The following is a 26,457-nucleotide window of genomic DNA, read 5'->3' on the forward strand; positions in this document are numbered from 1 at the left end:
TGTTCCGAATGGCATCACGAATCCTGTTAATCAACTAATTGATACTGCGAAAGCCCCCGCGATCGCCAAAAAGCAGGGCAGACGCTTAACCCATGTTCACAAATGTACAAAATTTACGATGCAATAATCATGCGACCACGCGGGCAGTGTATTAAACCTGTCGTGCCTGTAAAGCTGACCTCACTTTTGCTTTTTTGCTTTTTTATGCAGATCAGTGTGACGGCTTTAGCCCAGAGGGTAACTCTATCCGAACGTAACCGTCCTCTCGACGAAGTTCTGGAAAAAATCAGTCAGCAGACTGGGATTGATTTCATTTATGCGTCGAGAATACTGCGGCAAGCAAAACCTGTCACCGTAGAATTGTCGGATACCGAATTCCAGAAAGTGCTTGAATTTATTTTTGCAAAGCAGCCGCTGGGTTACCGTGTCAAGAATAAATCTGTCACAATTTTTGAAAAAAGGACACATACAGCTGAAGTACCACCTGTGCCGCCCATGCTGCAGTTAGAGGTCGGAGGGAGAGTCACCGACACTTTGGGTAATGCTCTGCCCGGCGCTGTGATAAGGGTAAAACAAACTGATCAGGCCACCTTTGCCGATAAAAATGGTGAATTCAATATCCGTTGCGAAGAAGGTGAGTTGATATCGGTTACCTTCGTGGGATTCAACGGCTACACTTTTACGACCCGTCCCGGACTGCCTTTCCTTCAGATCAAATTACAGCCTGTTACTATGATGCTTGCGGAAGTGAGTGTAAATACGGGATACCAAACACTGGCGAAAGAAAGGACGACCGGCGCTTACGCCAAACCGGACATGACCGTGTTCTCACAACGGAGCGGTACTATGGATATCGTAAGCCGGTTAGACGGTCTTATTCCCGGAATGACAGTAATTGCCGGCCCTAAGGGCCAAAGCGGGGCCCTGAACGGAAGTGCAACATCCCAACAGAGGAGCATTATAAGAGGTCTTGGAACAATTCAGCTTTCTTCTTTGCCATTATATATTGTAAACGGAATTCCTGTTAGTGATCTTTCTCAGATCAACCCGGACGATATACAGGATATTACTGTGCTTAAAGATGCTTCTGCCGCTGCTATCTGGGGGGCCAAAGCAGCTAACGGTGTGATTGTGATTACTACCAAATCGGGTAACAGAGGTGACAGGCCGCGTATCAACTACAGCGGATTTGTGAATTTTCAGGGCAAGCCAGACCTGAATTACGTTCCTGTACTGAACAGCCGTGAATTTATTGAATCGGCAAAGGCAACTTTTGATCCAATTAATTACCCTTGGGATGATCTGAGTACGTCTTTCGTTGCCCCGCACGAACAAATACTTTACGATCAAAACCGTGGACTTATATCTGCTCAAACGGCAAATCGAAAACTTGACAGCCTTTCGACTATCGATAATCGCCAGCAGATCCGGGATCTTTGGTTTAGAAATGCAATTACCACAAATCATACAGTTTCGTTGAGTGGAGGCGGAAACAAATACAGTTTTTACAGCTCAGCGTCATATACCAACACCCGCAGTAACAGAATCGGATCCTCAAGCCAGGATTTCAGAATCAACCTCAACCAGGACATGACATTTTCAAGACGTATAAAATTTTCGCTTTATACAGGTCTGAGCAATACAACACGATCATCAAAGCGTCCCATAGACATCGATGCAAGTTTTCTTCCGTACCAGCTGTTTAAGGACGCCGATGGAAACCCGCTTGATATGCCTTACATACAGGGCCTTACTAATGAACGTCGATCGGATTATGAAAAGCGGAGTCGTATAAGTCTCAACTACAATCCCTTAAACGAAGTGGATTTGGGTTACAATAAGGCCGACAATATAGGGGTCAACCTTACCGGAAACCTGACCGTAGGTCTGCTGAAGGGGCTGTCCTTTCTTGGCACTTACGGATACATCAAAACACCCGGAACCGAAACTCAATATGATGATGGACAAAGATTCAGTGTCAGGAAGCAAGCCGTGAGATTTACTGTCGCTCCGACAGCCGAATCAGTTCCCGTCTATTACCTGCCGACGACCGGCGGTACATATTTCAGGTTCAATAACGATCAGCGTAACTGGATGGTCAGAAATCAACTGAGATACCAGCTTGAAATGCGGGAGGGTAAAGACAAGCTTAATTTTCAGATCGGGCAGGAAGCGCAGGAACAACTTACAACGACTAATTGGAATATGGTCATGGGATACAATCAGGATTTGCAGACTTATCCGCTGCTTGACTACGCAAAACTTGCTTCAGGTATCGGCCAAACCGTATCCTCTTTCTATGCAGTATTGAGTACTTCACCTTATTCAGCGACCGAGACCCGTACAAGGTTCACTTCGTATTTTGGTCTTGGAAGCTATAGCCTAAACGATAAATATATCATCGACGGGAGCTGGAGATTAGATCATTCCAATCTGTTTGGTCTTGATCATTCCAGTCAGAACAAGCCTGCATACAGTGTCGGCGGAAGGTGGATTTTATCTCAGGAAAAATTTTTGAAAAATATATACTGGATCAGCAGCCTGGCACTTCGCGCGAGTTATGGTATAACAGGAAACTCTCCTAATCCCGGAACAGCCAGTACGTATGATATTCTGAACGCTTCACCAGCGGCGGTTACCTCTGTCGCAGGACCGTACCTTTCTATAATAAGCATCGCTAATCGCACATTAGGTTGGGAACGTTCTGTGACTAAGAATTTGGGCGTTGATTTTGAAATACTGAAAGGCAAATTGGGTGGTACGCTGGATCTTTATCATAAGAAAACGAGCGATCTGCTGGCAAATGTTCGCGTTAATCCTCTCGGTGGATTTGAAAGGGCGCAGGGTAACTTGGGAGACGTGCTCAATCAAGGTGTTGAGATCGGCTTGCATTCCGTTAATAAGTTAACTGACCGACTGCAACTTTCAACAAGATTGACATTCAGTTATAACAAAAGCAAACTTCTTACATATACTGCACCTAGTTCCTATGATAATACTGCTGCTGGTAAAATGGTCGCATCATACTTCATAGGATACAGTATGGCCCCGATATTCGCTTATCGTTATGCTGGCCTTGATAAAATGGGGGATCCGCAGATCAGGCTAAAAGACGGTACAGTTACAAAAAAAATTGATGCGGCGGGTCCCGGCGATGTGATATATATGGGAACCTCTGTTCCTAAATTTAACGGCGCATTCAATAATACGCTTACCTGGAAATCGCTCAGTCTTTCAGCAAACATGGTCTACAACCTTGGAAATGTAATGCGAAGGGATGTTAATACATTCTATACAGACCGGCTTACCGGTTCGGCAGAAAGTTTTACGGGGAATATCAGTAAAGAATTTCTTAGCCGCTGGCAAAAGCCCGGCGATGAGGCCTTCACGGATATCCCTGCATATGTGAGCGGATTTGATGCTTACTCTCGAAGAAATATCGAATACTACCGCTACGCAGATATCAATGTTGTGAGCGCATCTTATATAAAGCTAAGAGAGCTAACGCTCAACTTCGAATTGCCGGCTAAACTGACGGAGAAACTTCATTTATCCCGCGCTAATATGTATCTGCAAACAGGGAATTATATGATATGGCGTGCGAATAAATATAAGATAGACCCTGAATACCAGGACTTTAATTTTGGTAATCGTCAGGTTCCTCCATATAAACACAGCTATATTTTTGGTATGAACGTAACTTTTTGATCTTAAAAATGAAAAAAATATATCTCAGACTGTTAATTATAGTTTTCACCAGCTTTGGCTTGCCATCTTGCAAAAGCAGTTTTCTGGATGTGGTGCCGAAGGGATTTCTGATCGCGTCTAAGACAGCGGATTTCGACCTTTTACTAAACGATCCGAATTTCTATGAACATTTTTTTGGAGGCGGTTTGCAGCCGATGATGATTTTGGGTGATGATGTTTCCGCTGAAGAATCGGGATTTGCTTCTGCCAAAATCGAAGCACAGCGATTGTTCCGTTGGGAAGATGTCGTATATCAACCGGGTAAAGCGGCTCCAGATCTGTCAATAAACCTTGCCAATCTTTACACCGTAAACAAAACTATTAACGAAGTCGAGGACTCCGATGGCGAGAAGTTTTTAAAAGTCCGGTTGAAAGCTGAAGCACATGCTCTTCGTGCGTTTATCTATTTCCAACTGGTAAATTATTACTGTAAACCTTATAACAGCCAAACTGCTTCTGCTGATCCTGGCTTTCCGTTAATAACAAAAGCAGATGCACTTGCAAATTCTTTTTCCAGAGGTACAGTTCAGGCAAATTATGATTTGATGATTAACGATCTCAATACTGCCATCGGTCAGCTGCCTTTAGAAGCAAAGTCACGAACACGAATGTCAAAGCCTGCCGCTGAGGCACTGTTAAGTAAGATTTATCTCTTTATGGGACGTTATCAGGAGGCACTTACTATGATGGATCAGGCTTTTCATGATCTATCCGGTTCGGCAATCCGCCTGTATGATTACAACAATGAACTGGCAGATGGGGGGAGCTTCTTACCGATAAGTGATGAGTTTGGTCCCGGTGGGCCTGGCAACAACCCTAATGATTTCACAGAGTCGGTTTTAGCATTCACTTATTATGCTGGACCGTATAACGGCAATGGAGTCGGTAATAACGGGTTGGTGCTTTCCGCTAAAGCAAAGGCTTTGTTCGGAACCAATGACCAACGCCTGAAGCTTTATTCAGCAACTTTTCCCAGCGGAGGTCTCAATCCATCCGGCCGCCTGCGTAAGTATGGTGTTCAGTATGTTAAATTCGGGATAGAATTATCTGAAATGTACCTGATCAAGGCAGAATGTGAGGCCCGTTTAAATAACCTTCCCGCCGCCAGGGCAGACGTAGAGACACTGCGTGCTAAGCGTATGCCGAAATCAGACTCGTCAGTACCTGCAGCAAGCGCTTCTTCCGGACCTCAACTGGTGAAGTTTATAATAGAGGAACGCATCAGAGAATATGCATTTTGCGGTAGCCGTTGGTTAGACATGCGCAGACTTTCAGCTGACCCGTTGTTTGCGGCATCAATATATACCCATACCCTGTTTCCGACAAATGGAACGCCTGGTGAAGTTACGGACTACGTTCTGAAGCCGGAAAGGCTGGTGCTCCGCTTTCCCGATAACATCATGTCCGCAAACCCTGGTTTAACTAATAATCCTTAAACAACAATTTAAATGAAAAACTTCTTTATAAAATTTTTATCAGCGACGTTCTCAATTCTTATCTGTTTTGAACTATCTGCTTTTTGTCAGCGGTCCTACATCATCAAAGGTGAACTGGATCCGAATATCCGCGGCAAAGTTTATTTGCTTTACAACCGAAATGATCAAAGTGTGATCGACTCATCTGCCGTATATGATGGCAGGTTTCAGTTCAAAGGAGCAACATCATTTCCAGTCTATGCCACGATTTCTTTAAACCCGGAATGGAAACAGGAAGCTAAACGATATATTCATGTGGATTTTCAAAACTTTTTTCTTGAAAATGCAAATATTACTCTGCTGGGTACCAATTCTTTAAAAACAAGTAAAATCAAAGGAGGGAAAGCACAGGAAGATTATATAGAACATGGAGAACCTTTACTGCCGCTAAACGAGCGGATGAAAGTTTTAAGTGAGGAAGCAGAACAATACCGGAAAAATGGCAATGAGACTGAATTCAACAGCGTTCTTCATCAGATGGACGAATTGAGAGATAAGGTGAAAATGTCAGACAGTTTATATATCCTTTCACATCCCGACAGCTATGTCGCTTACACACTCTGGAAAAACAAACACAGAGGCCTGATTGACCCCGAACTCAACACTGAATTCATGAAATTCTCATCTGCAATACGAAAGTCTGAAGAAGGGCAGAAGATGGATGCCAAGATCAGTCTGGCTAAGAAGCTTTCTCAGGGTAAACCCGCACCTGATTTCGAACTGATTCAAGATAATGGTAAGTCCTTAACGCTTCGCAGTCTGAAGGGTAAAAATGTATTGCTTTGTTTTTGGTTCAGGAGATTTTTAGGTTTCGATGAATTTGCATTCAATCTCGCACGTTTGAACAGGCAGCTCAAGGACAAAAATCTGGCGATTTTAGGCGTTTACTACGATCTAAACCCGGAAGATGATAAAGAAAGCTGGTTGCAAACCATCAGGGATAAAGAATTCAATTGGTTGAATGCAGCTGATTTTGGTGGGGTGACAAGCGAAAAAGGGGCTGTCAGTCCGACCGCTGTTAATTACGGCTTGTCATACGGGACGCTGCCCCAGGCTTTTCTGATTGGTCCGGACGGAAAAATTATTGCTCGGCATCTCAATCTTAAAGATCGTGATCTGTATATAACTATTAAAAAAATGCTGCAATAATATGAAAGCAATTAAATCTGCATGGATTACCTTAAGCGTTATTGGTATGGTTTCTACCGGGGTTAAAGCGCAAACGTCATATCTGGATATCGGCTCAAAGGTGAAAAACTATCCGCAAGTGGAATGGTTGCAGGGCAAGCCGGTGAGTACTTTCGAACACAATAAAATCTACATTATCGAATTGTGGGCCACCTGGTGTGTCCCTTGTATCATTCAAATGCCTCATGTCAACGATCTGGCGACAAAGTTCAAAGATACAAACGTAGTATTCATAGGGCAAAACGTGATGGAGACTGACAAGGCAAAGGTACTTGCATTTTTGGAACGTAAGAAATCTGTAGTGACCTATGCGATCGCATTCGGTGGTGGCTCGGGAAGTCATTTTGATAAAGAGTGGCTTAAACCTGCCGGGGTAAGCGCTATACCTCAAACCTTCATTATCAAAGAAGGCCGTTTAGTCTGGCAGAGCACACCTGATAAATTGAACGAAGAACTTATCCGTTCTTTGATTGACGGCAGTTTTTCTTCCAGCTTGGAAAGGTCCGCAAGGGAAGATAAAAAAGATTGATCCGGTACCGCTCGTCACAGCTTGAATGATGGGGGCTTTTTGCCCGGCATTTCGATCAACCTGTGAGCAGGTATAGTTAGTAGTTGATTAGCAGCGGCATCTATGCCGCTGCTTTTGTGATTTTAACCTATTTATAAATAAACCTGATCGAGTCCTGAACACATACGTTGCTGACAAGCTCACCTGTATACTTGATCGTATAAGTACCGGGCGAACTGAACTTATAAACTTTGAAGAGATCAATGTCAGCAGATATTCCGGTCTGAGGCGCAACGGATATATAAGCGTCTTCGGAGGGAGGCACAACTTTATTTACACTGATTCCCAGGTAAGGTACTTCTTCACCGCGTTCATTTCTTATTTCGAGAAATCTTCCTGACTGGGTCTCGAAAGGTGTCTGCCATTTACAAAAGCGACCGGCATTTCCACCCGTATTCGAAACGGTCAGACGCAAAAGGAGCGATGCACGGTTTGCATTGCTCTCCGGAAAAGATAAAAATCCCGCCAGGCGGCCCTTTGCGATGCAGCTGTCACTGAGCGGACCGCAGAATGCAACCGGGCCCTGTGCATTCCCGGTACCGACATATGCTGTATTTTTCGGGTGACAGGAGGCTGAAAAAAGAAGTGCAAATACGGAAAACTTAAAGATAGCTTTCATAAGCAGGCGTTGACAGGGTGATTTTGTCAAAATAAAAACCAGACCGCCACCTGCCGCGCCGGAAGCGCAGCAGGCTGGATAAGACATACGGCGGCCTGGCCCATCTAAACACTATTAACTAATTGTTTTCTGATCACCCGAATTGACCGACAACATAAGATCCTGCGGGAAATGCAAAGGCGATGTTGATCCGATTCCAGGTATTGATCGTAGTGACGGCCAAGGTAAGATCGATGAGTTCTGCTTCAGACAGCTGGGCTAATGCCTCCCTGTACTGGATGTCGCTTACTTGAGCATAAGTAACAGCTTCCGCCCAGCCCAGTGCTGCGCGTTCCTTATCATTATAGAAGGGGCTGTCTTTCCAGGCATCAAGGCCATACAGGCGTTGCTCTGTTTCACCGCCGTGGCGTGCATCTTTCGTATGCATATCGAGGCAGTAAGCACAACCGTTGATCTGTGAAACGCGGGTGTAAACCAATTCCAGCAAAGGTTTCTCCAGCGGAGAGTTTTTCAGATAGGCGTGTATGCCGAACAAAGTCTTTAATGCCGGTTGCCCTTCTGTGTAAACGTTCAGTCGTTTTTCCATTTTTTAACGGGTTTTTAAAATGATGGTTATTTGTAAAGGTATGTTTGTGCTTATTTTCTGATGAGTTTTTAAGCTCCCGGTATCGACAGGCTTCAACAGCATTTCGACGGGCCGGGTGACCGTTTTTTGATCATCGCCCGGGCTGTTTTTTGAAACTCACGTAATCATCTTTGGACCTTTCCGGATCGAAGTTCAGGTTCGGCGTCAGCCAGAACAGCAGTATGACCCTTGAATACCTGTATATCATCGGTGATAATAAAAATATCGGCAGTAAAGTAGCGACGGTATAGACCCAGGGGTTCACACTGCCGCTTAAAATGTAGGTCGCGACTGCAAAGGTCACCATGATCGCAACATCCAGTGCGTAGCTTACAAACATGGCGACATAAAAGTAGCCGGGCTCGATCTCGAAATGGAAGCCGCAGTAGGGGCAGTCTTCATTCATTCTCTGACCATAACCTGCGATTGTGCTTCCGGCAAACATTTTGCCCCTCCGGCATTTCGGGCACCTGGCATGTAAGGCCGCTTTGAATTCGGAATCGACATATTGTTTGCTTTCCATGCTGCTGTTTTCCATGATCCTGATGGTTGACTTTCCTTATTTTAATTTCCGGTGAAGATCGGCACTAACGGCCGCTCTGATTCTTGATAAATGTCAAGAAAGGCGGTATTGCGCTTAAGCAAAAAATTAATTTTTCCTGCTCAGGGCAATTTTCCGGTCACGCCATGCCTCCAACTGCAGGTGATTACTTTATGATATCTTCCACGAAGACCCTGCTGTCTGTTTTTGCCTGGTTTTCCCTTGCAATAGCTCTTACAAGGATCAGCAGAGATGCTGCCTGTGCTGCATGCGTCAATAAAAACATAAATAGATTCATAATAAGTTGTCTTTAAGAACCTGCCTTTAAGGGCAAGATCATTTTACCTGCACCGTCCGCACAAATGCAGGTCCGGCTAACTATTAAAAACACTCGTCATTCCGCAGGTCCGGCATATTTAAGAACTCAATGAGGCTTATCCGGCTTCCTGTCTATTCCCGTCATTCGAATATAACCTGCGAAGACCAATGCAAAGTTCAGCGGTACAGCGGGACAGGGTGTTGATTTATATCTAAAAAGATCGTTGATATTTATCAATGGTTTCTGACGTGGGCGTCTTTTAAAGACAGTCCGGTAATATGATAGGGATAGATTTCTGAGAAGGGTAGAAACGGGTCACGAACAGTTATTTCAAAACTCCGGTGCAGAGAACTTAGATAGTGTTGACTTAAATCAATGATTTTTTATGCGATTAGTCAATAGCTCCCTGGGGGGGCAGTGTCACCTTTGTAAAGCAAACATTGGTACACAAAAATATCGGCAATGAGAAAACTTGTAATTACAGCAGCTATTACACCGCGGGACGGTGATCTGCTGAGGCGTTATTTCAGGGACGTTGAAAAAATAGGAATGATCAGTCCCCAGGAAGAAGAGGAGCTTTGTTCCCGTGTCCTCGAAGGTGACAGGCAGGCTGAAGCGAAGCTGGTCACTGCTAATCTCAGATTTGTAATATCGGTAGCCAAACAATACCAGACGAACGGCATATCTCTGAATGACCTGATCAGTGAGGGAAATCTGGGACTGATTCGCGCAGCACAGCGTTTTGATCATACCCGGGGATTCCGTTTTATTTCCTATGCGGTGTGGTGGATCAGGCAGGCTATCTCGGGCGCCGTCCAGGAATACACCAGATTTATTCATCTTCCGCTGAACCAGGTCGCGCTTCTCAATAAATGTATCCGGGCCTCAGCCTCGCTGGAGCAGCGCTATCAGCGTGTTGTGACCAACGAAGAACTCGCATCGGAGGTCGGTGTCGAGGCAAACGTGCTTTCTGAACTTTTTATACAGGACAAGATCACTTTGTCACTGGATCATCCGGTAAGTGCCGACAGTCCCGCAACGCTCCATGAGACGGTGAGTATAGAAAAAGCAGCGCCTGACGAAGGGCTACTTAGGGAGTCATTGCGACAGGACATTCAGGATGCCATGAGGGAACTGACGCAAAGGGAGAGGGACCTGCTGACTTTGTTTTTTGGTCTCGAAACAGGGCATGCGATACGCCTGGAAGAGATCGCACAAATCTTCGGTCTCTGTATTGAGCATACAAGGCGGTTAAAGGACGGTGCACTTGAAAAAATGCGGATCTCCGCAAAAGCAAATGAACTCAGGTCCTGCCTGAATTAAATTCCGGTCGCCTTTAGTATCAGTATTTTTCCGCTTACCGGGCTAACTGTCGGGATAAGTAAAGGTTATGCCAGAGATATATCCGGCATGACCTTTACGACTTAATGTCAGGAATTCTTTAATAAGCCGCTTCTGTCAACCGTTTCCAATTCCCCCTTTGGTCCCGGCTGACACGGCTTTTTTGCTCTCCGGAATTTCCGGAAATGCACCTGTTAGTCCAGATACATTTTCTTCTTCAGTACAATGTCTTCCGCGGACCTGCCGATCATCAGATCGAAATCTCCCGGTTCCGTAACCTCTTTCATGTCGCGGTTCCAGAAGGCCAGATCTTCAGCTTTTATCGTGAATCTGACAATTTGGGTTTTGCCCGGCGCAATTTCGATCTTGCTGAATCTTTTGAGCTGTTTTTCAGGAGTACTTACTGAATTGACTTTGTTGCCTAAATACAGCTGAACCACTTCTTTCCCCTTCACTTTTCCATTATTTGTCACGGATAAACGGACCTCGATTTCTTTGCCTCCCGACAGCGTGTCAGAACTGACCTTTAAATCGGCGTAACTGAACGTCGTATAGCTCAGTCCGAAGCCGAAAGGAAAAAGAGGGGCAGTAGATGAGTATACGTAATCACGCCCCGGTTTTTCAAAACTGCCGGGCTGCCTGTTATTGCCTTTTGATGAATTAACATAATTATAATAAACCGGTATGTGCCCTGTTGACTGCGGTATGGTCATGTTGAGCCTTCCTGAGGGATTAACTTTTCCGAAAAGGATATTAGCTACGGCATTTCCGCCCCTTTCACCGGGGTACCAGGCTTCCAGAATCGCAGGGACGTGTTCTTTTTCCCAGCTGATACTCCATGGACGTCCGTGAACCAGAACGAGTATGACCGGTTTGCCGGTCTGGTAAAGCCGTTGCAGTAATTTACGCTGAACGCCCTGGGGATCGATATCGGTCACATCATAACCTTCACCACAGCTGAAAGGATCGGTAGGCTCATCCTTTCCTGCTTTTCCGTTCCAGCCTATACCTTCGAAAACCACACTCGTCGTGCCTAAAACAACGACCACGGCATCACTCCTGCGGGCGGCCTCTGCCGCATCAGCGAATTTGCTGGTATCAGGACCTGATAATTCACAGCCCAAAGCATAGTTGACCTTTACTTTGTCCCCCACATATTCTCTGATCCCTTTAAGTACGGTTGTTCCGGAGCGGTTATCGCGCGTTGAACTGTAATCCCCGTACTGAACTTTATCCGCATTTGGGCCGATCACTGCTATAGAACGTAATGAGTTAATATTTAAGGGCAATACATTTCCCTGATTTTTTAACAGAACGATCGACTCTTCTGCAATCTGCTGGGACAGTGCTACCGCCTCTGCTTTATGAAGTTTCTTTTTCAGCGAGATCGTATCAGGTAGTTTTTTTTCAAAAAGCCCTGCTTTAAATTTTATTCTTAATATACGTGCCACTGCACTATCGATAACACTTTCCCGGAGCCTGCCGTTTTTTACGAGTTCAGGTAGCGTTTTATAAATATCGGGACGTGAAGCCTCCAGGTCGACACCCGCTTCCATACCAAGCATTGCGGCATCTGCCTTTGTTTTGGCGATCTTATGAAAATCATAAAGCTGGCTAAGGCCGCCGTAATCGGAAAATACATATCCCCCGAAGTTCCATTCTTCGCGCAGAACCTGTTTCAAAAGGAATTTACTGCTATGAGCAGGTATCCCGTCTATTTCGTTGTAGGAAGGCATGACCGAATAGATGTTCGCTTTTTTTACCGCATCCCTGAAGGGGCTGAGGAACATGCTTCTCAGCTCACGCTCGCCGATCTCTGCAGGCGCAATATTTACACCTGCTACCGGAATACTGTAGGCGGCGAAATGTTTTGCAGTGGCCATTAGTTTACCGTCAGGTATGCCAAGCCTGCTTTCAGATGCATCTCCCTGCATCCCGGTAACAAAAGAACAGCCCAGCTGGCTGACAAGATAAGGGTCTTCGCCGAGGCATTCTTCAACCCGTCCATATCTCGGATCGCGGATCAGGTCGAAAAGGGGAGATAGCGCCTGGTCAACGCCTGAAGCAGATGCCTCGGAAGCAATTATCCTGGCCATTTTTCTGATCAGCGAGGGATTCCATGTGCTTCCCTGTCCTATGGCCTGCGGAAATATGGTTGCGCCTGCAGCCAGCTGACCGTGCAGGCATTCACCTATCTGAATAGGAGGTATGCCCAGCCTTGTTTTTTCACGGGCATATTTTTTTGCTGCGGCAGACTGAACGGCGATCTCGCGGGCCGTAACAAAGGGACTTTCGACAACTCCCACCGACAGCGGATTTTTCAGAGAACCTGACAATGATGTCATACTCATCTGCGCTATTTTTTCTTCAAGTGTCATGCGACTGAGGAGGTCACTCACCCGTTCTTCGATACCTTTCTTCGGGTCTTTGTAAATTTGTGCTTTAAGGGATAGTGAAAGAAAAAGAGATAAGGACAAGGTCAGGATTGTTCTCAAAAAGCGTATTTTCATAAAAGGTTGCTTGTTAATGCCTTGCGGGCGTTGCTGCGGATTGCAAAAGATGCTCCAATAGTTTAAAATCCTTTCGTTAATGTGTTTCGATAACGCAATGTGCTGATGTTTAGGTATTTGTTGTAACATTTAATTCCTCTGCCTGCTAAAAAGCGTTTCCGTGTACGATATATCGTTCGTTGGTTTCGTCATTCAGCTATATTTCGTCTGTTTCGACAATAAGGCGGTCGTGCGGGACGGCCACCTGAATTAAATTTAGCTTATGGATACTCCGCCGTCAACAGGAATAATAACGCCTGTGAGCCAGGACGCGCCATCTGCAAGGGCTGCCGTCATATTGACAATATCTGATACTTCTCCGCGGCGTTTCAGTGGAATGGTATCCCGCTCAGCTTCCCTGATATTCTTTATGATCTCTTTGGAGAACCCGCATTACTGAGCACCGGTGTTTCTGTAGGTCCGGGAGCAATTGCATTTACACGGATATAAAACGGAGCCAGCTCCAGCGCCCAGATCTTCGTTAGCATATTCAGACCGCTTTTTGCCGAGCCATAAGCCATCAGCTGCGGATAGGGTTTGATCCCGTGGCTGCTTGTTATATTGATGATCTGCCCCCTGGTTTTTTTCAGCGCGTCAATACACCCTGCGGTCAGCATTGAAGGAGCCGTGAGGTGTACCCTGTACATATTCTCCAGTGTTTCCCTTTCCAGATTTTCGAATGGTGTAAGTGCGACATGGCCTGCATTGTTGACCAGTATGTCCAGCTCGTTTCCCCACTCATTTTTGATGAAACTGATCACACTGATCTCATCGTCCGGTAGAGAACTGTCGTACACCATTGTCCTGATGCCTTTCAGTTCATTCTCCAGCAGGGTCAGCTTAACGGCGTCCCGTCCCGTAACCAGTACATCCCATCCCTTTTCGTAAAATTTTTCCGCCAGGCCTTTTCCTATGCCTGAAGAGCCGCCCGTAATCAGTATTTTCATTTTTGATTCTGTTTTTTATTTCAAAAAAAGGAAGATCTGAACTGTCCGTCAACAGGGTTACCCATTCGTAAGAAGATAACCCAAGGGTAAGTAATGCTGATATTAAACGGTTTATAAGAAAGTCTTTTTTAAAACCTAACAGTCAAATGACATGTAGCTGCTTTCAAATCCCAACGGGTGTATCGTTATGCATTTTTTGAAGGATGTAGGCAAGCCCCAGGTTTTCCAGTGATAAAAACAGCGGCTCAAGTTTTTGTCCGAGCTCAGTGAGACTGTATTCTACCCGCGGAGGCACCTCTGCATACATTACCCGGGTCAGAAGCCCATCATGTTCCATTTCCCGTAACTGGGCGGCGAGCGTTTTTTCAGAAATGTCGTTCAGTTCTTTTTTTAATAAAGAGAAACGGACCGGTGCACCCTGCCTTAAAGCTTTGAAGATCTTGAGCTTCCATTTGCCACTGATGATGGCTAATGCGGCTTCTACGCCGCAGTCCTTATTAGGGTTTCTTTTGCAATCCAATGTTTCGTGTCTGTTATAACTCATTATCCAAATCATTAAGCAGGTATTGATCGTCCGTATACATAGTTTATACCATTTCGTTCCCGGGATGTAAACTTACTGCCATACGGTTAAAAAAACTGCCATAATAACGAACAGGAAGGTTTGGTGCGGTCATAACCACGTATAATGATCTCCACCACAATGGAGACGACCCGATGCTTTCCTGCTCCGGCAGACGATATTTCGTGCCCGCGCCGCATGTCGGCTTTATTTCGTCCGGTGATAACAGGGCAAATATTCGTAAACGCTTTAAAATGCCCGTTTTAAGGACTTGGCATCTGCCTTGCATCCGCTGAACAACTTTAAAAACTATTCACCAACCTGATCAATATGAGCGACTTTTTACGTACCCTCAATTCTTCTCTCTTCAAAAAGCTGATGATGGCTTTAACTGGTATATTCATGTGTACTTATCTTATTGTACATGTCAGCGGGAACATGACGCTGTTTGCCGGTGACGATGGCTACAGCTTCAATACCTATGCCCATTTTATGACGCACTTTCCTCCGGTGGAGGTGATCGCTTACCTGCTTTATCTGACCATAATTGTCCATGCGATCTATGCCTTGCTGCTGACGATACTGAACAGAAGGGCAAGGCCGGTGGGATATGCTGTTGTTTCGCGTTCGCCAGCGTCCTGGTCTTCAAGGAACATGGGGCTTCTCGGCAGTATCCTTTTTCTTTTTATTGTGATCCATATGGCGGATTTCTGGTATCGCTATAAATACACTGAAATAGCTTTTCGCGAATACCGAACAGACCTGATCACAGGAAAGCGTCAGGTATCGGACTATCAACCGGCATCCCGGGAATTCGAATACGCCGTAACGCAGGAAGGCAATACGGAGATCGTGAGGACAAAGGATCTTTACATCATCGTGGCGGAGAGCTTCAAGAGCCTCTGGTACGTCATATTTTACCTGATATCGGTTGCTGTCGTTTCCTTTCACCTCCTGCATGGGTTCCAGAGCGCGTTCCAGACCATAGGCTGGCGACATAAAAAATATACGCCGATTATCAGGTTCACAGGCACCTGGCTGTTTGCTGTCATCATTCCACTTGGATTTGCGTCCATGCCGCTGGTTTTCTATCTGAAGCATCTGCTCCGTTAAGAGGCTTACCGGTGATCATTCGTTCGTCTTCCGGCCGGAAGGGCGGACTGAACTTCAGTTTTTCAGCCGTCTGATAAGCCGCAAAACCGACATAACTAAACTGAATTTACAACCACAATTAACTGCTGTATGAAATTTTACTCGCAACACCAAATGCGGACGGTATCTCCCTTTCGCAGGTCTTTACAAGCGGCGGTCTTTGCTGCTTCGTCGGCCGCTTTATTATGTACCCAGCAAGCCTCTGCCTTCATAACTGCCGATAAACGGGCAGTCGCCGCAGAGCATCATGGGCATATCTCTTCACTCCTCCGTGCCATTACCCTCTCCGGAAAGGTCACAGATAGTAAAGGTTTGCCCTTACCCGGGGTAAGCGTGAAACTAAAAGGTACTTCGATCGGGACGGTGACGGATGTCAATGGATTTTTTAAACTCAGCCTTGAAGACGCCGGCGGGGTATTGGAATTTACGTATATCGGTTTTGAACACAAAGAGGTCACGATCGGAAATGAAAGGACGATCAATGTGCAGCTAAACGAGCTTTCGACAAATCTCAATGAAGTGATGGTTGTCGGTTACGGCGTCCAGAAGAAAACATCGCTCACTTCATCTGTTGCAGACGTAAAAGGTACGGAACTGAGCAAAGCCCCGGTGCCCAATATTTCTAATTCGCTCGCCGGACGTGCCCCTGGTATTGTCGCGAGGCCAAATGGCGGAGTTCCGGGACAGGATAATGCCAACATCTATGTCCGCGGCATAGCTACAACCGGAAACAACGCGGCACTGGTGGTCGTGGACGGTATTATACGTGATAATATCAGCCAGATCGATCCCAATACCATAGAGTCCGTTTCCATTCTGAAAGATGCCGCAGCTGTAGCACCTTACGGTCTCGGGGGAGCCAATGGTGTAATCCTCATAACGACAAAGCATGGAAAGTCCGGAAAGGCGTCACTGACATTGAACAGTTACTACGGTTTTCAGCGGCCCACCGTTCAGCCGGATATGCTCAACGCCAAAGACTACATGATACTGAAAAATGAAGCTAACCTGAATTCCGGCGCCAGCCCGAATGATCCTCCTGAATTTTCCCAGGACCTGATCAGCAATTACGACAGGCTGCATGCCGAAGATCCTGACCGTTACCCGAACAGTAACGCGCAGCGGGACCTCATGAATATCAACCAGCCTCAGCAAAATCATAACCTGCAGTTGTCGGGCGGCAATGAAAAGTTTACTTATTATGCAGGTTTCAACTTTTTCCGGCAGTCAGGTATCTATGATCCGCTTAGTTATAACCGGTATAACTACAATATTATGCTCGATGTCAATGCCACCGCGACAACGAAAATTACACTGTCACTTAATAATACGGTTGAAAAGAACCAGACAATGCCAAATCCGGTAGCCATATCTTATATCCCTACGAGGGCCATATATTACAGTAACGGCCTGCCCGGAGCATCCGGGGATGCATCGCCTGCCGGCCTGCTTCAAAGCGGGAGTTACGGCAGGATATTCCGTACCCAGGCCCTTAATTCTATAGCAGTGGAACAGCAGCTTCCGTTCGTGAAGGGGCTAAGTATAAAAGGTGTATTCAGTTATGATCCCGCAACAACGGAAAACAAGGACTGGACGAGGCCGGTGAACTATTATATTTACAATACCTCGGTAACGCCTGCGAGATTTGACCAGGTGATCAACGGGGACGGGCAGACCACGCTGGGACAGGCCTACAGTAAATCACAGAATTTTACGTACCAGGGCTATATCAATTATCGAAATGTGTTCGGTAAAGACCATGAAGTGACTGGTCTGCTGGTTGCGGAGGCAAGACGAAATAATTTCAACAGTTTCAGCGCCTCCCGCAAAGGCTTTAACGTCGATCTCGATGAACTGAATTCCGGATCTTCAGATAAACTGAATTTCGATAACGGCGGCACCTCTTCAAGAGCGAGCCAGGTAGGTTACGTCTACCGCTTCAATTACGCTTACAAAGGCAAATACCTGCTGGAAGCTACCGGCAGATATGATGGTCATTATTATTTCGCTCCAGGACAGCGATGGGCCTTCTTTCCGGCTTTCTCAGCGGGATGGCGGCTGTCCGAGGAAAGTTTTATCAAAGATAAACTGGAGTGGGTGGATAACCTGAAGCTGCGCGGCTCATGGGGCAAGTCAGGGAACCTGGCCGGCGGCCCGTTCCAGTACCTCACTGCGTATAACCTGTATGGCAATGCTTACGCATTCGGTAACTCAGGACTGGTGCAGGGATCATATATTCCTGTAGAGGCCAATCCTTACCTCACATGGGAAAAGTCCAACAAAACGGATATCGGTTTTGACGGAGCATTTTTTAAAAACAAGCTGACGGTGCAGGCCGATTATTTTTATGAAAAGAGAAACGGGATGCTGCTCAGGCCTACGATCACTGTACCTGTTGAATACGGACTGGATCTGGCAGAACAAAATGCGGGCATAATGAGCAATAAGGGTTTTGAACTGGTTGTCGGTACCAGCCAGCGTTTCAGCAACGGACTTACGCTGAATATTTCAGGGAACATGACCTATGCGAAAAATAAGATGATCCAGGTATTTGAAACGGATGCAACGCGCAATAACCCGAACAGAAGCAGGACAGGCCGCTCGCTCGGTACTCCGTTCGGTTACCAGGCGCTTGGTTTGTTCACATCCGCTGATGACAAAAACGGAGATGGGATCATTAATGCGGCAGATGGTTATCAGGTTAACCAATTTGATGCTACACTGCACCCCGGGGACGTTAAATATGCTGATCTGAACGGGGATGGCAAGATCGATGCAAATGATGAGACCGTTGTCGGTCATCCGCTCTATCCGCAGATGACCTACGGTTTGAATATAACCTCTGCCTGGAAAGGTTTCGATGTCAGTTTGTTCTTCCAGGGGGCATCTCAGGCAAGTCTGAACATCCAGGGCTACCAGACCGTGCCTTTCCGGATCAATAATACCAATACTTCTTACGAATATTTCAACAATCGCTGGTCCCCGCAGAACCAGGATGCGAAATATCCGAGGGCTTATGCCTCAAAAAACACGAACAATACGACCAACCTGATCAACGGTGACGGCTTCGGTAATTTTTCATCATCCCTGTGGATGGCGAATACCGCTTTTCTACGTCTCAAAACGGTGGTGATCGGGTATACCATTCCTGCCGCAATCACACAAAAAGCCGGCATCAAAAGTCTCCGTGTATATGCGACCGGACAAAATCTGTTCACCTGGAGCGGACTGGATTTTATGGACCCCGAGACGGGATATTCCCAGCGTGAAGAGGCTTATCCTGTTATGAAGACGATCATTTTTGGCGTGAACGTTAATTTTTAAACACTGATTAATCATGAAAACTATCAACATAAAAATATTTTCCTGCAGCGTGCTGCTTGTTTTATCTGGCGTTTCCATTACGTCGTGCAAAAAATTTCTTGATAATGAACCGCGAAATTCTGTGACGGATGCTGTTCAGTGGAAAGATGAGTCCAGCGCGAATACCTTTCTTAACGATATTTATGGTCAGCTCAATAATCTCAATAACACGCCCGACCCATTGGACAGCTTTACAGACGACAATGACGGCGGTCCTTACTGGAAATCCTGGAGATGGAAACAAGGGATCATCGGTCCGAGTGTGGAGGACGGAACCCCGCAGAATAACGACGGTGACGCAGGCAGCTACCAGGACTGGGGTTCTGTCTATGTCAGGATCCGCCGCTGCAATACATTTATCCAGAAGATCAACGAAAATGCTGCGAATTTCTCCGAAAGCTACCGTAAAAAACGTATCGATGAGGCCCGCTTTCTGAGGGCGTTCTTTTATACCTATCTCTGGATGCATGTCGGCGGCGTTCCTGTCATCACGGAACCCCTGGACAGAAACACCAATGATCCGTCACAGCTTTATCGCTCCAGAAATACCTTCGAGGAGACTTTCAGCTTTATTGATTCAGAACTTGAGTCGATCGTCAGTAATAAAAACCTGGAAGTGAAATACAACGGCGGCAACGCCGATGCCGGCAGGGCGACCTTAGGTGCCGCGCTGGCACTGAAAGGCTGGATAGAACTTTTTGCAGCCAGCCCGGCGTTCAATACATCCTCGCCTCCGATGGGCGGAGACCCGAACAAGTTTTACAGCTTTGGAAATGTAAAAGCTGATCTGTATGCAAAAGCTGCTGCCACAAACAAGAAATTCCTGACCGAATTCGGCAGTTACAGCCTTTATCCGGACCTGACAACATTCTGGACGGAAGGTACGGAATACAATACGGAAGTGATCTGGGACCGCCAGGCGGTAGGAAATACAGGAGGCTCTGTCGGCAGCGATTATATACTTTTCGGCGGTCCTGTTTATATTCTCGGACAGTATTTTACCTGGGGGAACTATTGTCCGACCCAGGAACTTGTTGATGCCTTTCGCATGGAAAACGGCTTGCCGATCACTGACCCGAGGTCAGGTTATGATCCGCAGCATCCTTATCTGAAACGGGAAAAGCGCTTTTATGATTTCATCGTTTATGACGGAGCACCTTATAAACAAAACTGGATGACTACCACGGATACGGTTTATACCCGCATCGATAAAGTCCATCCGTCGAAAAACGAGATCGATTTCGGTTCGAGCGACGTCTCCAATACAGCTTATTACTTTAAGAAACGACTTAACCCGGACAGGCGGCCGGCCGGTGGTCGCGTTGACGGTGTAAATTATGTTTATTTTCGCCTTGCTGAGGTGCTGCTGAACTATGCTGAAGCCGAGAATGAGGCTAATGGCCCTACACCGGAGGTGTATACTGCGCTTAATAAGATTAGACAGCGCTCAAACCTGCCTGCCATAGAAACTGCTTATGGCGGACAAAGCCTCTCACAGCTTCAGATGCGGGAACTCATCCGGAACGAACGGCGGGTAGAGCTTTGTTTTGAGAACAAACGCTATTATGATCTGATCCGCTGGCGGATCGCCGAAGATGTGCTGACAAAAGACCGTCATGGCATGAAGATCAGCAACACGTCTCCTGCGGATAACAGAGGCGCGTGGAAATACGAGATCGTGCCGCTGAACCATCCGCATGTGTTTACCGCAAAAATGTATCTTAACCCGATACCGCAGTCAGTGATCGACCAGAACCCCAATATCAAACAAAACCCGAATTATTAACTCAAGTGACAGGTGACCGTCTTTTGCGGACGGCGCCTGTATTTTTAATTTAAATGGTCCGAATGAACTCAGATGATTTTTTACAAACGGAATTAGCCGGCATAAATGAGGTCTTTGAAAGGCTGGAAGTCATGTTGTCGGAATATGTCGTAAACGCTCCGGGGGACAGAGAAGAAGCAGAAGAACTCAGGCGTTCGTTCAGCGATCTCCGCGGACTCTACCAAAAGGGAAAAAGGGTATGGTTCGACCAGTACCGCCTGCTTTTTCGCAATAAGATCATGAGGCCCTCTTTAAACGGTATCAGGGGATATATCGCCATAGATCTGGACCGTATCTATAAACGCCTTTCACTTTCAGAGAAACTAATCGTCAGTAACCTCAGCAATGACCGTTACCGCTTTCTGGTCTACAATGACCGTGAACCCGAAAGACTCCTAAGATCTATAGCAGATTGCGTAGCTGCATTTTGCAAATCTCTTTACCGTGATAAAGGGAGGACCGATCAGATATTTAACGACAGGAAAGATGCACTTTTATTTTCGTTGCCTTTAATCAGTGAAGAGAAACTGTTTCGACTGTCAGTGACCGACAATATATTACAGTATGACATTCTATGCCAGGGTATCGATCTGATCAATTTCGATCTGCATTACCAGGCACTCAGTTGCATCGTACAGGCAGCAGAATATAAACCTGTTTGACAATGATTCCTAAACAGTTTTCCTGATCCTGAAGAATTATATCAAATCAGGATCAGGATATTCTGTTTACAACAAAAGCGTCCCTGTCGCTTCCTCGGCAAATTTCCAAAGCTTATTGATAAGCGCTATATCTTTTGCCGGTTCGCTCATGACAGCGGGTGCCGGATAGCCTCTCAGCTCACGTTCCCCGTCAGGACCGTAATATCCGCCTCCTTTTACAGTTTTTGCAGTTGCGGCATAAAGCGATGGTAATGCCCCCTGCCACGCAGGCATCAGTTCCCCGAGCTGTTCCAAAGCTGCGTCATAATCTGCTTTAGCCATATGGCGGGAAAGATCAGACGCCGTAACTCCGGGATGGGCCCCTACAGACAGGATATCAAGCCCTGACTTTTCAATTCTCTGCTGCAGGCCGAGCATGAACTGCAGGTCGGCAAGCTTGCTGATCGCATACTCCCTGCCGGCATCATAGTCTTTTTCCATACGGACATTATCCAGGTCGACTGATCCGGCAAACTGATGGGCCCCGCTACTAACGGTGACCACTCTTGATCCCGGAGCTTTCCTCAGGATGGGAAGCAACTGCGCTGTCAGCACGAAATGGGCAAGGAAGTTTATGCCGAACTGCTGTTCAAAGCCGTCCTCGGTTTTTCCTGCGGGCGGGGTCATCACGCCGGCATTGTTAATGAGTATATCGAGTTTACCGGTCTTTGTGCTGATCCCTTCTGCAGCATTCTTTACCTCCCTTAACGAAGACAGGGAAAAGATAATGCTGTCAAGTCTGCCCTTTCCTCCGGCAGATAGAATGCGGTCCACCGCGTTTTCAATGCTTTCCCTGTTGCGGCCCGCGAGGATCACGTGTGCCCCTGCCTGGTACAGGGCGAGGGCTGTTTCAAAACCGATACCGGAATTGGCACCTGTAATCAGGGCGGTTTTGCCTGACTGGTCAGGCATATCGTTAGCTGTCCACATAATTTTAATTTTAAGACAAAATTCGGGTATCGTTTGAAGATAAAAATAACTGCGGCAAATCAAAAGCTACGCGATCCAATCATTTGGAGATCCTGAACGCTTTCGGATTTGAACCGGTATGTTTCTTTATGAAGGAAGAGAAATGGTTCGGGTGACTGAACCCCATTGCCCAGGCGATCTCGCTCACCATCAGCTTACTGTTCTTTAAAAGAACGGTGGCTTCACGGAGTATACGGGCATTGATCAGCTCTGTGGTGGTTTGACCGGTCACCTCTTTTAAAGCCTTATTCAGATAATTAGTATGAACCGCCAGTTTTCCGGCATAATCGGCGGGGGAGAGAAGACGGGGTTTCCGGTAACTGATATCCATATTCAGTTCTGTTTCCAGCATGCGCAGGAAAGCCGCCGTGAGCCTTTCGGATGCGTTGGATGCTTGTGGGCCGGCGGGGGCGCTCAGCATTTTCTGTGCTTCGAATATTAGTTCTGTAAGCAGGCAGCAGATCAGCTCGGAACGGTACTGATAATCACTGCAGCGTTCATCATCCATACGAAGGATGAGCGTTTCAAACTTTCCGAAATTCTCCTGCTCAAGTTCAATAACCGTATTTTCTGCGGATCTGAACGCGGGCAGGTCCTGTAAGCGGATGCCGGGGAGGAAATCTTCTGTAAAGATGCAGACGTAGCCTTCCTGTTTTTCACTGTTCCGCTCCCAGGAATAAGGCATGACGGGGTTGGTAAATACCAGTGCAGCCCGGCTGATGCCGATACTGTGCCCCGGATAGTGTATTTTACTGCTGCCTTTAACCAGGCTGACCTTATAGTAAGAACGCCTGCTGTAGTTCAGAGGAGCTTCCGAAGTCAGCAGCATGTCTTCGATGCGAACGATATTAAAATGTGCAGGTTCATACCTTTCGCTACCGTGGCCGGCCTGAATGCTGTCGTAAAAAGAATTAAGCTTAAGTACTTTGACCATGTTTGCCGGGTTTATGCACCGTACATCCGGGTGCGGTAAAAATACTAAAACGGATCATTTAACTTTTTAAATAAAAACCTTGAAAGGGCTGCCCGGATAGGCAGCCCCGGGAACGGTTGTTTATTTATACAGAGCGGCTTTTATCGTGGCAGCGGCCTGCTGGATCGCGACCTTTATGGCCGGCACATCCGCGATGGGATTCAGGAGTCCGTAGTCATGGATCAAGCCACCGTATCTTGTCAGGGTTACCGGCACAGCAGCTTCATTAAGCTTGCGGGCGTAAGCTTCCCCTTCATCACGAAGGACATCATTCTCAGCTGTCTGTACCAGCGCCGGCGGCAGGCCTTTCAGCTGCTCGACAGTGGCCTGCAAGGGTGATGCATAAATTTCTTTTCTTTTTTCCGTTTCAGGCAGGTAGCTTTCCCAGAACCACTGCATCATTTTCTTTGACAGGAAGCGGCCGTTAGCGTAAAGATTATAGGATTCTGTGTCAAAATTGGCGTCGGTCACCGGCCAGAGCATGACCTGCAGCTGTATTTTCGGGCCTTTTTTGTCTTTAGCCATCAGTGCAATGACGCCTGTCATATTACCACCGACGCTGTTACCGACAACGGCAAGGTTTTTACCGTTTACGCCGATCTCAGCCCCATGCTGTGCGACCCATTCCGTTGCGGCATAGATCTCATTGATAGCGGTAGGGTATTTAGCCTCCGGCGACCTTGAATAGTCCGGGAAAACGGCGACCGCCCCGCTTCCTGTTACCAGGTCACGTACGAGCCGTCTGTGGGTAGGGTAATCACCCAGTACCCATCCGCCGCCGTGTATAAATATAAAAACAGGAGCATTGGCTTTAATGCCTTTCGGCTTCATGATATGAAGCTTGACACTCATGCCGTTCCGGCTGATCGTTTTTTCCGTTTCGTCTACAGTCGAATAATCAAATTTAACGGAATTCTGGGCACCTGTGAGCACATCACGGGCCTCCGGCGGGCTCAGTTGTTCGATCGGTTTTCCTCCGCCCGAGTTCAGCGCTTTAAGGAAAGGGCGGATCTCCTTCAATACCAGCGGGTCTTCTTCACCGGGATAGGGCCTTTCCTGCGCAAAGGCATGAACATGCAGGAACAACAATGCGGCAGCGGCCGCGAGACTCTTTTTGAATTTCAAAATTTTCATAATGGTGATCAATTAATTATTTACAATAATTCTTCACATAATTCAGGCGGCTAATTGGACCTGTGCATAATTCCTAAACTCATGCCATTTTATTAAGTATCTTATATTCAATTAATTGTATTTGTATTGTGGTTTTCCTGCGCACTGCATTTCGCTTTTTGGCGATGATGTGGCGAAGAATCGACAAAGCGCGATAAAAGGACTTAACAGCTGATTATAAGGTAGATCCCTTGGGCGGTGTTATTTCGTGAAACCCCGAACGATTAGCGATATAAAGTAGGATATATCGTTTCTTTTAAATATTAAACGATTGATATACAGTTGTTTGAAGTGATGGTATGTTCGTTGTTATGCCTTTGGCAATCAATTGCTACAACGATGAATGAAAAACTGACTACAGCATCAGGCATACCGTATGCCGGTCACGAAGACACGCAAAGCATCGGGCCGAGAGGGCCGCTTCTGCTCCAGGATTTTATCCTGCATGAAAAACTTGCCCATTTTAACAGGGAACGTATTCCGGAGAGGGTGGTCCATGCCAAGGGTTCCGGTGCATACGGGATCTTTACGGTGACCAGTGATATCAGCCGGTATACCAAAGCGAAACTGTTCAATACGACAGGGAAAGAGACCCGTCTGTTTATCAGGTTTTCGACGGTCGGGGGTGAGCGCGGGAGCGCGGACACGGAGCGGGACCCGCGGGGATTTGCTGTAAAGTTCTATACCGAAGACGGGAACTGGGATATCGTCGGCAACAATACACCAATCTTCTTTTTGAAGGATCCGAAGAAATTCCCGGATTTTATCCATACCCAGAAACGTGACCCTTTTTCCAACTGTAAAAATCCCACGATGACCTGGGACTTTTTCAGCCTTAACCCGGAATCTCTCCACCAGGTCCTGTTTCTGATGAGCGAGAGGGGAACACCTTACGGATACCGTCATATGCATGGCTTCGGCAGCCATACCTACTCCATGATCAATGCCTCAAACGAGGTTGTTTTCGTAAAGTTCCATTTTAAAACGATGCAGGGTATCAAAAATCTGAGTGCACAGGATGCCGGTGAACTAAAGGGGAGCGACCCCGATTTTGCACAGCGTGACCTGTTAACGGCCATCGCCGAAAAGGATTTCCCGCGATGGCAGCTGTATATACAGGTGATGACAGCGAAACAGGCAGATGAGCATACGTATAATCCCTTTGACCTCACCAAGACCTGGAGCCAGGCTGATTTTCCGCTTATTGAAGCCGGAACGATCGAGCTGAATGAGAATCCGGCCAATTATTTTGCAGATGTGGAACAGGCAGCTTTTTCGCCTTCCAATATCGTGGACGGCATCGGCTTTTCACCGGACAAAATGCTACAGGGCAGGATCCTCGCTTATCCTGATGCCCAGCGCTACCGCCTCGGTATCAATTTTAATCATATTCCCGTTAACCGCTGTCCGTTCATGGTCGCCAATTATCACAGGGACGGGCAGATGCGTACAGACGGGAACGGCGGGGACAAACCCAACTATTACCCGAACAGTTTCGATACCATTCATCAGGACATGACCTATAAAAGACCTGCTGAGCATACGCATGTACAGACCCTGGACTGGTTCGACCGTAATGCACCCGGTGAAGACGATCATTTCAGCCAGCCCGGTATCTTTTACAGGAATGTACTTGACCCCAAAGGAAAAGAAGCACTGGTCAGCAATATTTCGGATGCCATGTCTGGTATCACGGGGCCGAAACGCGAGGAGATCATCAACCGTCAGCTTTGCCATTTTTTCCGGGCAGATCTCGATCTCGGCAGCAGGATAAGCGAGAAATTAAATATCGACCTCTCGGGGGCCTTACATCACTGAAA

20 protein-coding genes are annotated in these 26,457 nt (G+C 46.7%); 10 read left to right on the forward strand and 10 right to left on the reverse strand.

The genetic code is table 11. The annotated features are described in order from the left end of the window. The first annotated feature begins 102 nt into the window (after positions 1–102). Genes D0C36_RS19795 through D0C36_RS19810 form a run of 4 tightly spaced genes read left to right on the forward strand, consistent with a single transcriptional unit; the run spans position 103 to position 6,939 of the window. On the forward strand, positions 103–3,708 hold the full coding sequence (locus D0C36_RS19795; RefSeq protein ID WP_117393391.1) for a SusC/RagA family TonB-linked outer membrane protein: 3,606 nt from the start codon (positions 103–105) through the stop codon (positions 3,706–3,708). An 8-nt stretch (positions 3,709–3,716) separates the two neighbouring features. Continuing rightward, positions 3,717–5,183: a RagB/SusD family nutrient uptake outer membrane protein gene (locus D0C36_RS19800; protein ID WP_117393392.1), complete on the forward strand. Its 1,467-nt coding sequence runs from the start codon at positions 3,717–3,719 to the stop codon at positions 5,181–5,183. A 12-nt stretch (positions 5,184–5,195) separates the two neighbouring features. Beyond that, positions 5,196–6,371: a DUF4369 domain-containing protein gene (locus tag D0C36_RS19805; protein WP_117393393.1), complete on the forward strand. Its 1,176-nt coding sequence runs from the start codon at positions 5,196–5,198 to the stop codon at positions 6,369–6,371. A gap of 1 nt (position 6,372) precedes the next feature. After that, the gene (locus D0C36_RS19810) at positions 6,373–6,939 is read left to right on the forward strand and encodes a TlpA disulfide reductase family protein (RefSeq protein ID WP_117393394.1); all 567 of its coding nucleotides are present in this window, start codon (positions 6,373–6,375) and stop codon (positions 6,937–6,939) included. Between the two features lie 127 nt (positions 6,940–7,066). On the opposite strand, the gene D0C36_RS19815 is transcribed toward D0C36_RS19810, so the two are convergent. The 3 genes from D0C36_RS19815 to D0C36_RS19825 all read right to left on the reverse strand — a co-directional run bounded on the left by D0C36_RS19815 (position 7,067) and on the right by D0C36_RS19825 (position 8,760). Further along, on the reverse strand, positions 7,067–7,597 hold the full coding sequence (locus tag D0C36_RS19815; protein ID WP_117393395.1) for a hypothetical protein: 531 nt from the start codon (positions 7,595–7,597) through the stop codon (positions 7,067–7,069). A 133-nt stretch (positions 7,598–7,730) separates the two neighbouring features. Further along, the gene (locus D0C36_RS19820; RefSeq protein WP_117393397.1) at positions 7,731–8,183 is read right to left on the reverse strand and encodes a carboxymuconolactone decarboxylase family protein; all 453 of its coding nucleotides are present in this window, start codon (positions 8,181–8,183) and stop codon (positions 7,731–7,733) included. Between the two features lie 130 nt (positions 8,184–8,313). Continuing rightward, positions 8,314–8,760, reverse strand: coding sequence for a DUF983 domain-containing protein (locus tag D0C36_RS19825; protein ID WP_233524527.1), 447 nt, complete (start codon positions 8,758–8,760; stop codon positions 8,314–8,316). Positions 8,761–9,544: 784 nt separating this feature from the next. On the opposite strand from D0C36_RS19825, the gene D0C36_RS19830 reads away from it, so the two are divergent. Next, complete coding sequence (locus tag D0C36_RS19830) at positions 9,545–10,405, forward strand: sigma-70 family RNA polymerase sigma factor (protein ID WP_117393398.1); 861 nt, start codon at positions 9,545–9,547, stop codon at positions 10,403–10,405. A gap of 212 nt (positions 10,406–10,617) precedes the next feature. On the opposite strand, the gene D0C36_RS19835 is transcribed toward D0C36_RS19830, so the two are convergent. From D0C36_RS19835 to D0C36_RS19850, 4 genes are all read right to left on the reverse strand, one after another. Further along, positions 10,618–13,062, reverse strand: coding sequence for a glycoside hydrolase family 3 N-terminal domain-containing protein (locus D0C36_RS19835; RefSeq protein WP_117393399.1), 2,445 nt, complete (start codon positions 13,060–13,062; stop codon positions 10,618–10,620). 126 nt (positions 13,063–13,188) lie between these two features. Next, the gene (locus D0C36_RS24995; protein ID WP_117393400.1) at positions 13,189–13,347 is read right to left on the reverse strand and encodes an SDR family oxidoreductase; all 159 of its coding nucleotides are present in this window, start codon (positions 13,345–13,347) and stop codon (positions 13,189–13,191) included. Next, a complete protein-coding gene (locus tag D0C36_RS19845) occupies positions 13,341–13,919 on the reverse strand; it encodes an SDR family oxidoreductase (protein WP_117393401.1) in 579 nt (192 codons plus the stop codon). The genes D0C36_RS24995 and D0C36_RS19845 overlap by 7 nt, the downstream gene beginning before the upstream one ends. 163 nt (positions 13,920–14,082) lie before the next feature. Continuing rightward, entirely contained in the window at positions 14,083–14,463 is a 381-nt protein-coding gene (locus D0C36_RS19850) for a winged helix-turn-helix transcriptional regulator (protein WP_117393402.1), read from the reverse strand. A 348-nt stretch (positions 14,464–14,811) separates the two neighbouring features. Here D0C36_RS19850 and D0C36_RS19855 point away from each other — a divergent pair, with 348 nt between their 5' ends. The 4 genes from D0C36_RS19855 (at position 14,812) to D0C36_RS19870 (ending at position 21,483) form a co-directional block, all read left to right on the forward strand. Next, on the forward strand, positions 14,812–15,594 hold the full coding sequence (locus D0C36_RS19855) for a succinate dehydrogenase cytochrome b subunit (protein ID WP_117393403.1): 783 nt from the start codon (positions 14,812–14,814) through the stop codon (positions 15,592–15,594). Between the two features lie 153 nt (positions 15,595–15,747). Further along, positions 15,748–18,957, forward strand: coding sequence for a SusC/RagA family TonB-linked outer membrane protein (locus D0C36_RS19860; RefSeq protein WP_117393625.1), 3,210 nt, complete (start codon positions 15,748–15,750; stop codon positions 18,955–18,957). Between the two features lie 13 nt (positions 18,958–18,970). Further along, positions 18,971–20,782 (forward strand): RagB/SusD family nutrient uptake outer membrane protein, encoded by a 1,812-nt coding sequence (locus D0C36_RS19865; RefSeq protein ID WP_117393405.1) that lies wholly within the window; start codon positions 18,971–18,973, stop codon positions 20,780–20,782. Between the two features lie 62 nt (positions 20,783–20,844). After that, on the forward strand, positions 20,845–21,483 hold the full coding sequence (locus tag D0C36_RS19870; RefSeq protein WP_147322060.1) for a hypothetical protein: 639 nt from the start codon (positions 20,845–20,847) through the stop codon (positions 21,481–21,483). Between the two features lie 66 nt (positions 21,484–21,549). Here D0C36_RS19870 and D0C36_RS19875 read toward each other — a convergent pair whose 3' ends face one another. From D0C36_RS19875 to D0C36_RS19885, 3 genes are all read right to left on the reverse strand, one after another. Further along, a complete protein-coding gene (locus tag D0C36_RS19875; RefSeq protein WP_117393407.1) occupies positions 21,550–22,452 on the reverse strand; it encodes an oxidoreductase in 903 nt (300 codons plus the stop codon). A 79-nt stretch (positions 22,453–22,531) separates the two neighbouring features. After that, positions 22,532–23,425 carry a helix-turn-helix domain-containing protein gene (locus D0C36_RS19880; protein ID WP_117393408.1) on the reverse strand — a complete coding sequence of 298 codons (894 nt, stop codon included), beginning with the start codon at positions 23,423–23,425 and terminating at the stop codon, positions 22,532–22,534. Between the two features lie 120 nt (positions 23,426–23,545). Continuing rightward, positions 23,546–24,598, reverse strand: a complete 1,053-nt coding sequence (locus D0C36_RS19885; RefSeq protein ID WP_117393409.1) for an alpha/beta hydrolase — start codon at positions 24,596–24,598, stop codon at positions 23,546–23,548. Positions 24,599–24,976: 378 nt separating this feature from the next. On the opposite strand from D0C36_RS19885, the gene D0C36_RS19890 reads away from it, so the two are divergent. Then, complete coding sequence (locus D0C36_RS19890; protein ID WP_117393410.1) at positions 24,977–26,455, forward strand: catalase; 1,479 nt, start codon at positions 24,977–24,979, stop codon at positions 26,453–26,455. The last annotated feature ends 2 nt before the right edge of the window (positions 26,456–26,457 follow it).

It is taken from the genome of Mucilaginibacter conchicola (assembly GCF_003432115.1).
GTDB classification, from domain to species: Bacteria; Bacteroidota; Bacteroidia; order Sphingobacteriales; family Sphingobacteriaceae; genus Mucilaginibacter; species Mucilaginibacter conchicola.

What these genes read in the sequence shown, in the direction of transcription:
- D0C36_RS19800 (WP_117393392.1), top strand. Translation starts at nt 3,717, where the DNA reads ATGAAAAAAATATATCTCAGACTGTTAATTATAGTTTTCACCAGCTTT.
- D0C36_RS19850 (WP_117393402.1), bottom strand. Translation starts at nt 14,463, where the DNA reads ATGAGTTATAACAGACACGAAACATTGGATTGCAAAAGAAACCCTAAT.
- D0C36_RS19815 (WP_117393395.1), bottom strand. Translation starts at nt 7,597, where the DNA reads ATGAAAGCTATCTTTAAGTTTTCCGTATTTGCACTTCTTTTTTCAGCC.
- D0C36_RS19830 (WP_117393398.1), top strand. Translation starts at nt 9,545, where the DNA reads ATGAGAAAACTTGTAATTACAGCAGCTATTACACCGCGGGACGGTGAT.
- D0C36_RS19845 (WP_117393401.1), bottom strand. Translation starts at nt 13,919, where the DNA reads ATGAAAATACTGATTACGGGCGGCTCTTCAGGCATAGGAAAAGGCCTG.
- D0C36_RS19805 (WP_117393393.1), top strand. Translation starts at nt 5,196, where the DNA reads ATGAAAAACTTCTTTATAAAATTTTTATCAGCGACGTTCTCAATTCTT.
- D0C36_RS19870 (WP_147322060.1), top strand. Translation starts at nt 20,845, where the DNA reads ATGAACTCAGATGATTTTTTACAAACGGAATTAGCCGGCATAAATGAG.
- D0C36_RS19880 (WP_117393408.1), bottom strand. Translation starts at nt 23,425, where the DNA reads ATGGTCAAAGTACTTAAGCTTAATTCTTTTTACGACAGCATTCAGGCC.
- D0C36_RS19810 (WP_117393394.1), top strand. Translation starts at nt 6,373, where the DNA reads ATGAAAGCAATTAAATCTGCATGGATTACCTTAAGCGTTATTGGTATG.
- D0C36_RS19835 (WP_117393399.1), bottom strand. Translation starts at nt 13,062, where the DNA reads ATGTTACAACAAATACCTAAACATCAGCACATTGCGTTATCGAAACAC.
- D0C36_RS19860 (WP_117393625.1), top strand. Translation starts at nt 15,748, where the DNA reads ATGCGGACGGTATCTCCCTTTCGCAGGTCTTTACAAGCGGCGGTCTTT.
- D0C36_RS19890 (WP_117393410.1), top strand. Translation starts at nt 24,977, where the DNA reads ATGAATGAAAAACTGACTACAGCATCAGGCATACCGTATGCCGGTCAC.
- D0C36_RS19865 (WP_117393405.1), top strand. Translation starts at nt 18,971, where the DNA reads ATGAAAACTATCAACATAAAAATATTTTCCTGCAGCGTGCTGCTTGTT.
- D0C36_RS19875 (WP_117393407.1), bottom strand. Translation starts at nt 22,452, where the DNA reads ATGTGGACAGCTAACGATATGCCTGACCAGTCAGGCAAAACCGCCCTG.
- D0C36_RS19855 (WP_117393403.1), top strand. Translation starts at nt 14,812, where the DNA reads ATGAGCGACTTTTTACGTACCCTCAATTCTTCTCTCTTCAAAAAGCTG.
- D0C36_RS19825 (WP_233524527.1), bottom strand. Translation starts at nt 8,760, where the DNA reads ATGGAAAACAGCAGCATGGAAAGCAAACAATATGTCGATTCCGAATTC.
- D0C36_RS19795 (WP_117393391.1), top strand. Translation starts at nt 103, where the DNA reads ATGTACAAAATTTACGATGCAATAATCATGCGACCACGCGGGCAGTGT.
- D0C36_RS19885 (WP_117393409.1), bottom strand. Translation starts at nt 24,598, where the DNA reads ATGAAAATTTTGAAATTCAAAAAGAGTCTCGCGGCCGCTGCCGCATTG.
- D0C36_RS19820 (WP_117393397.1), bottom strand. Translation starts at nt 8,183, where the DNA reads ATGGAAAAACGACTGAACGTTTACACAGAAGGGCAACCGGCATTAAAG.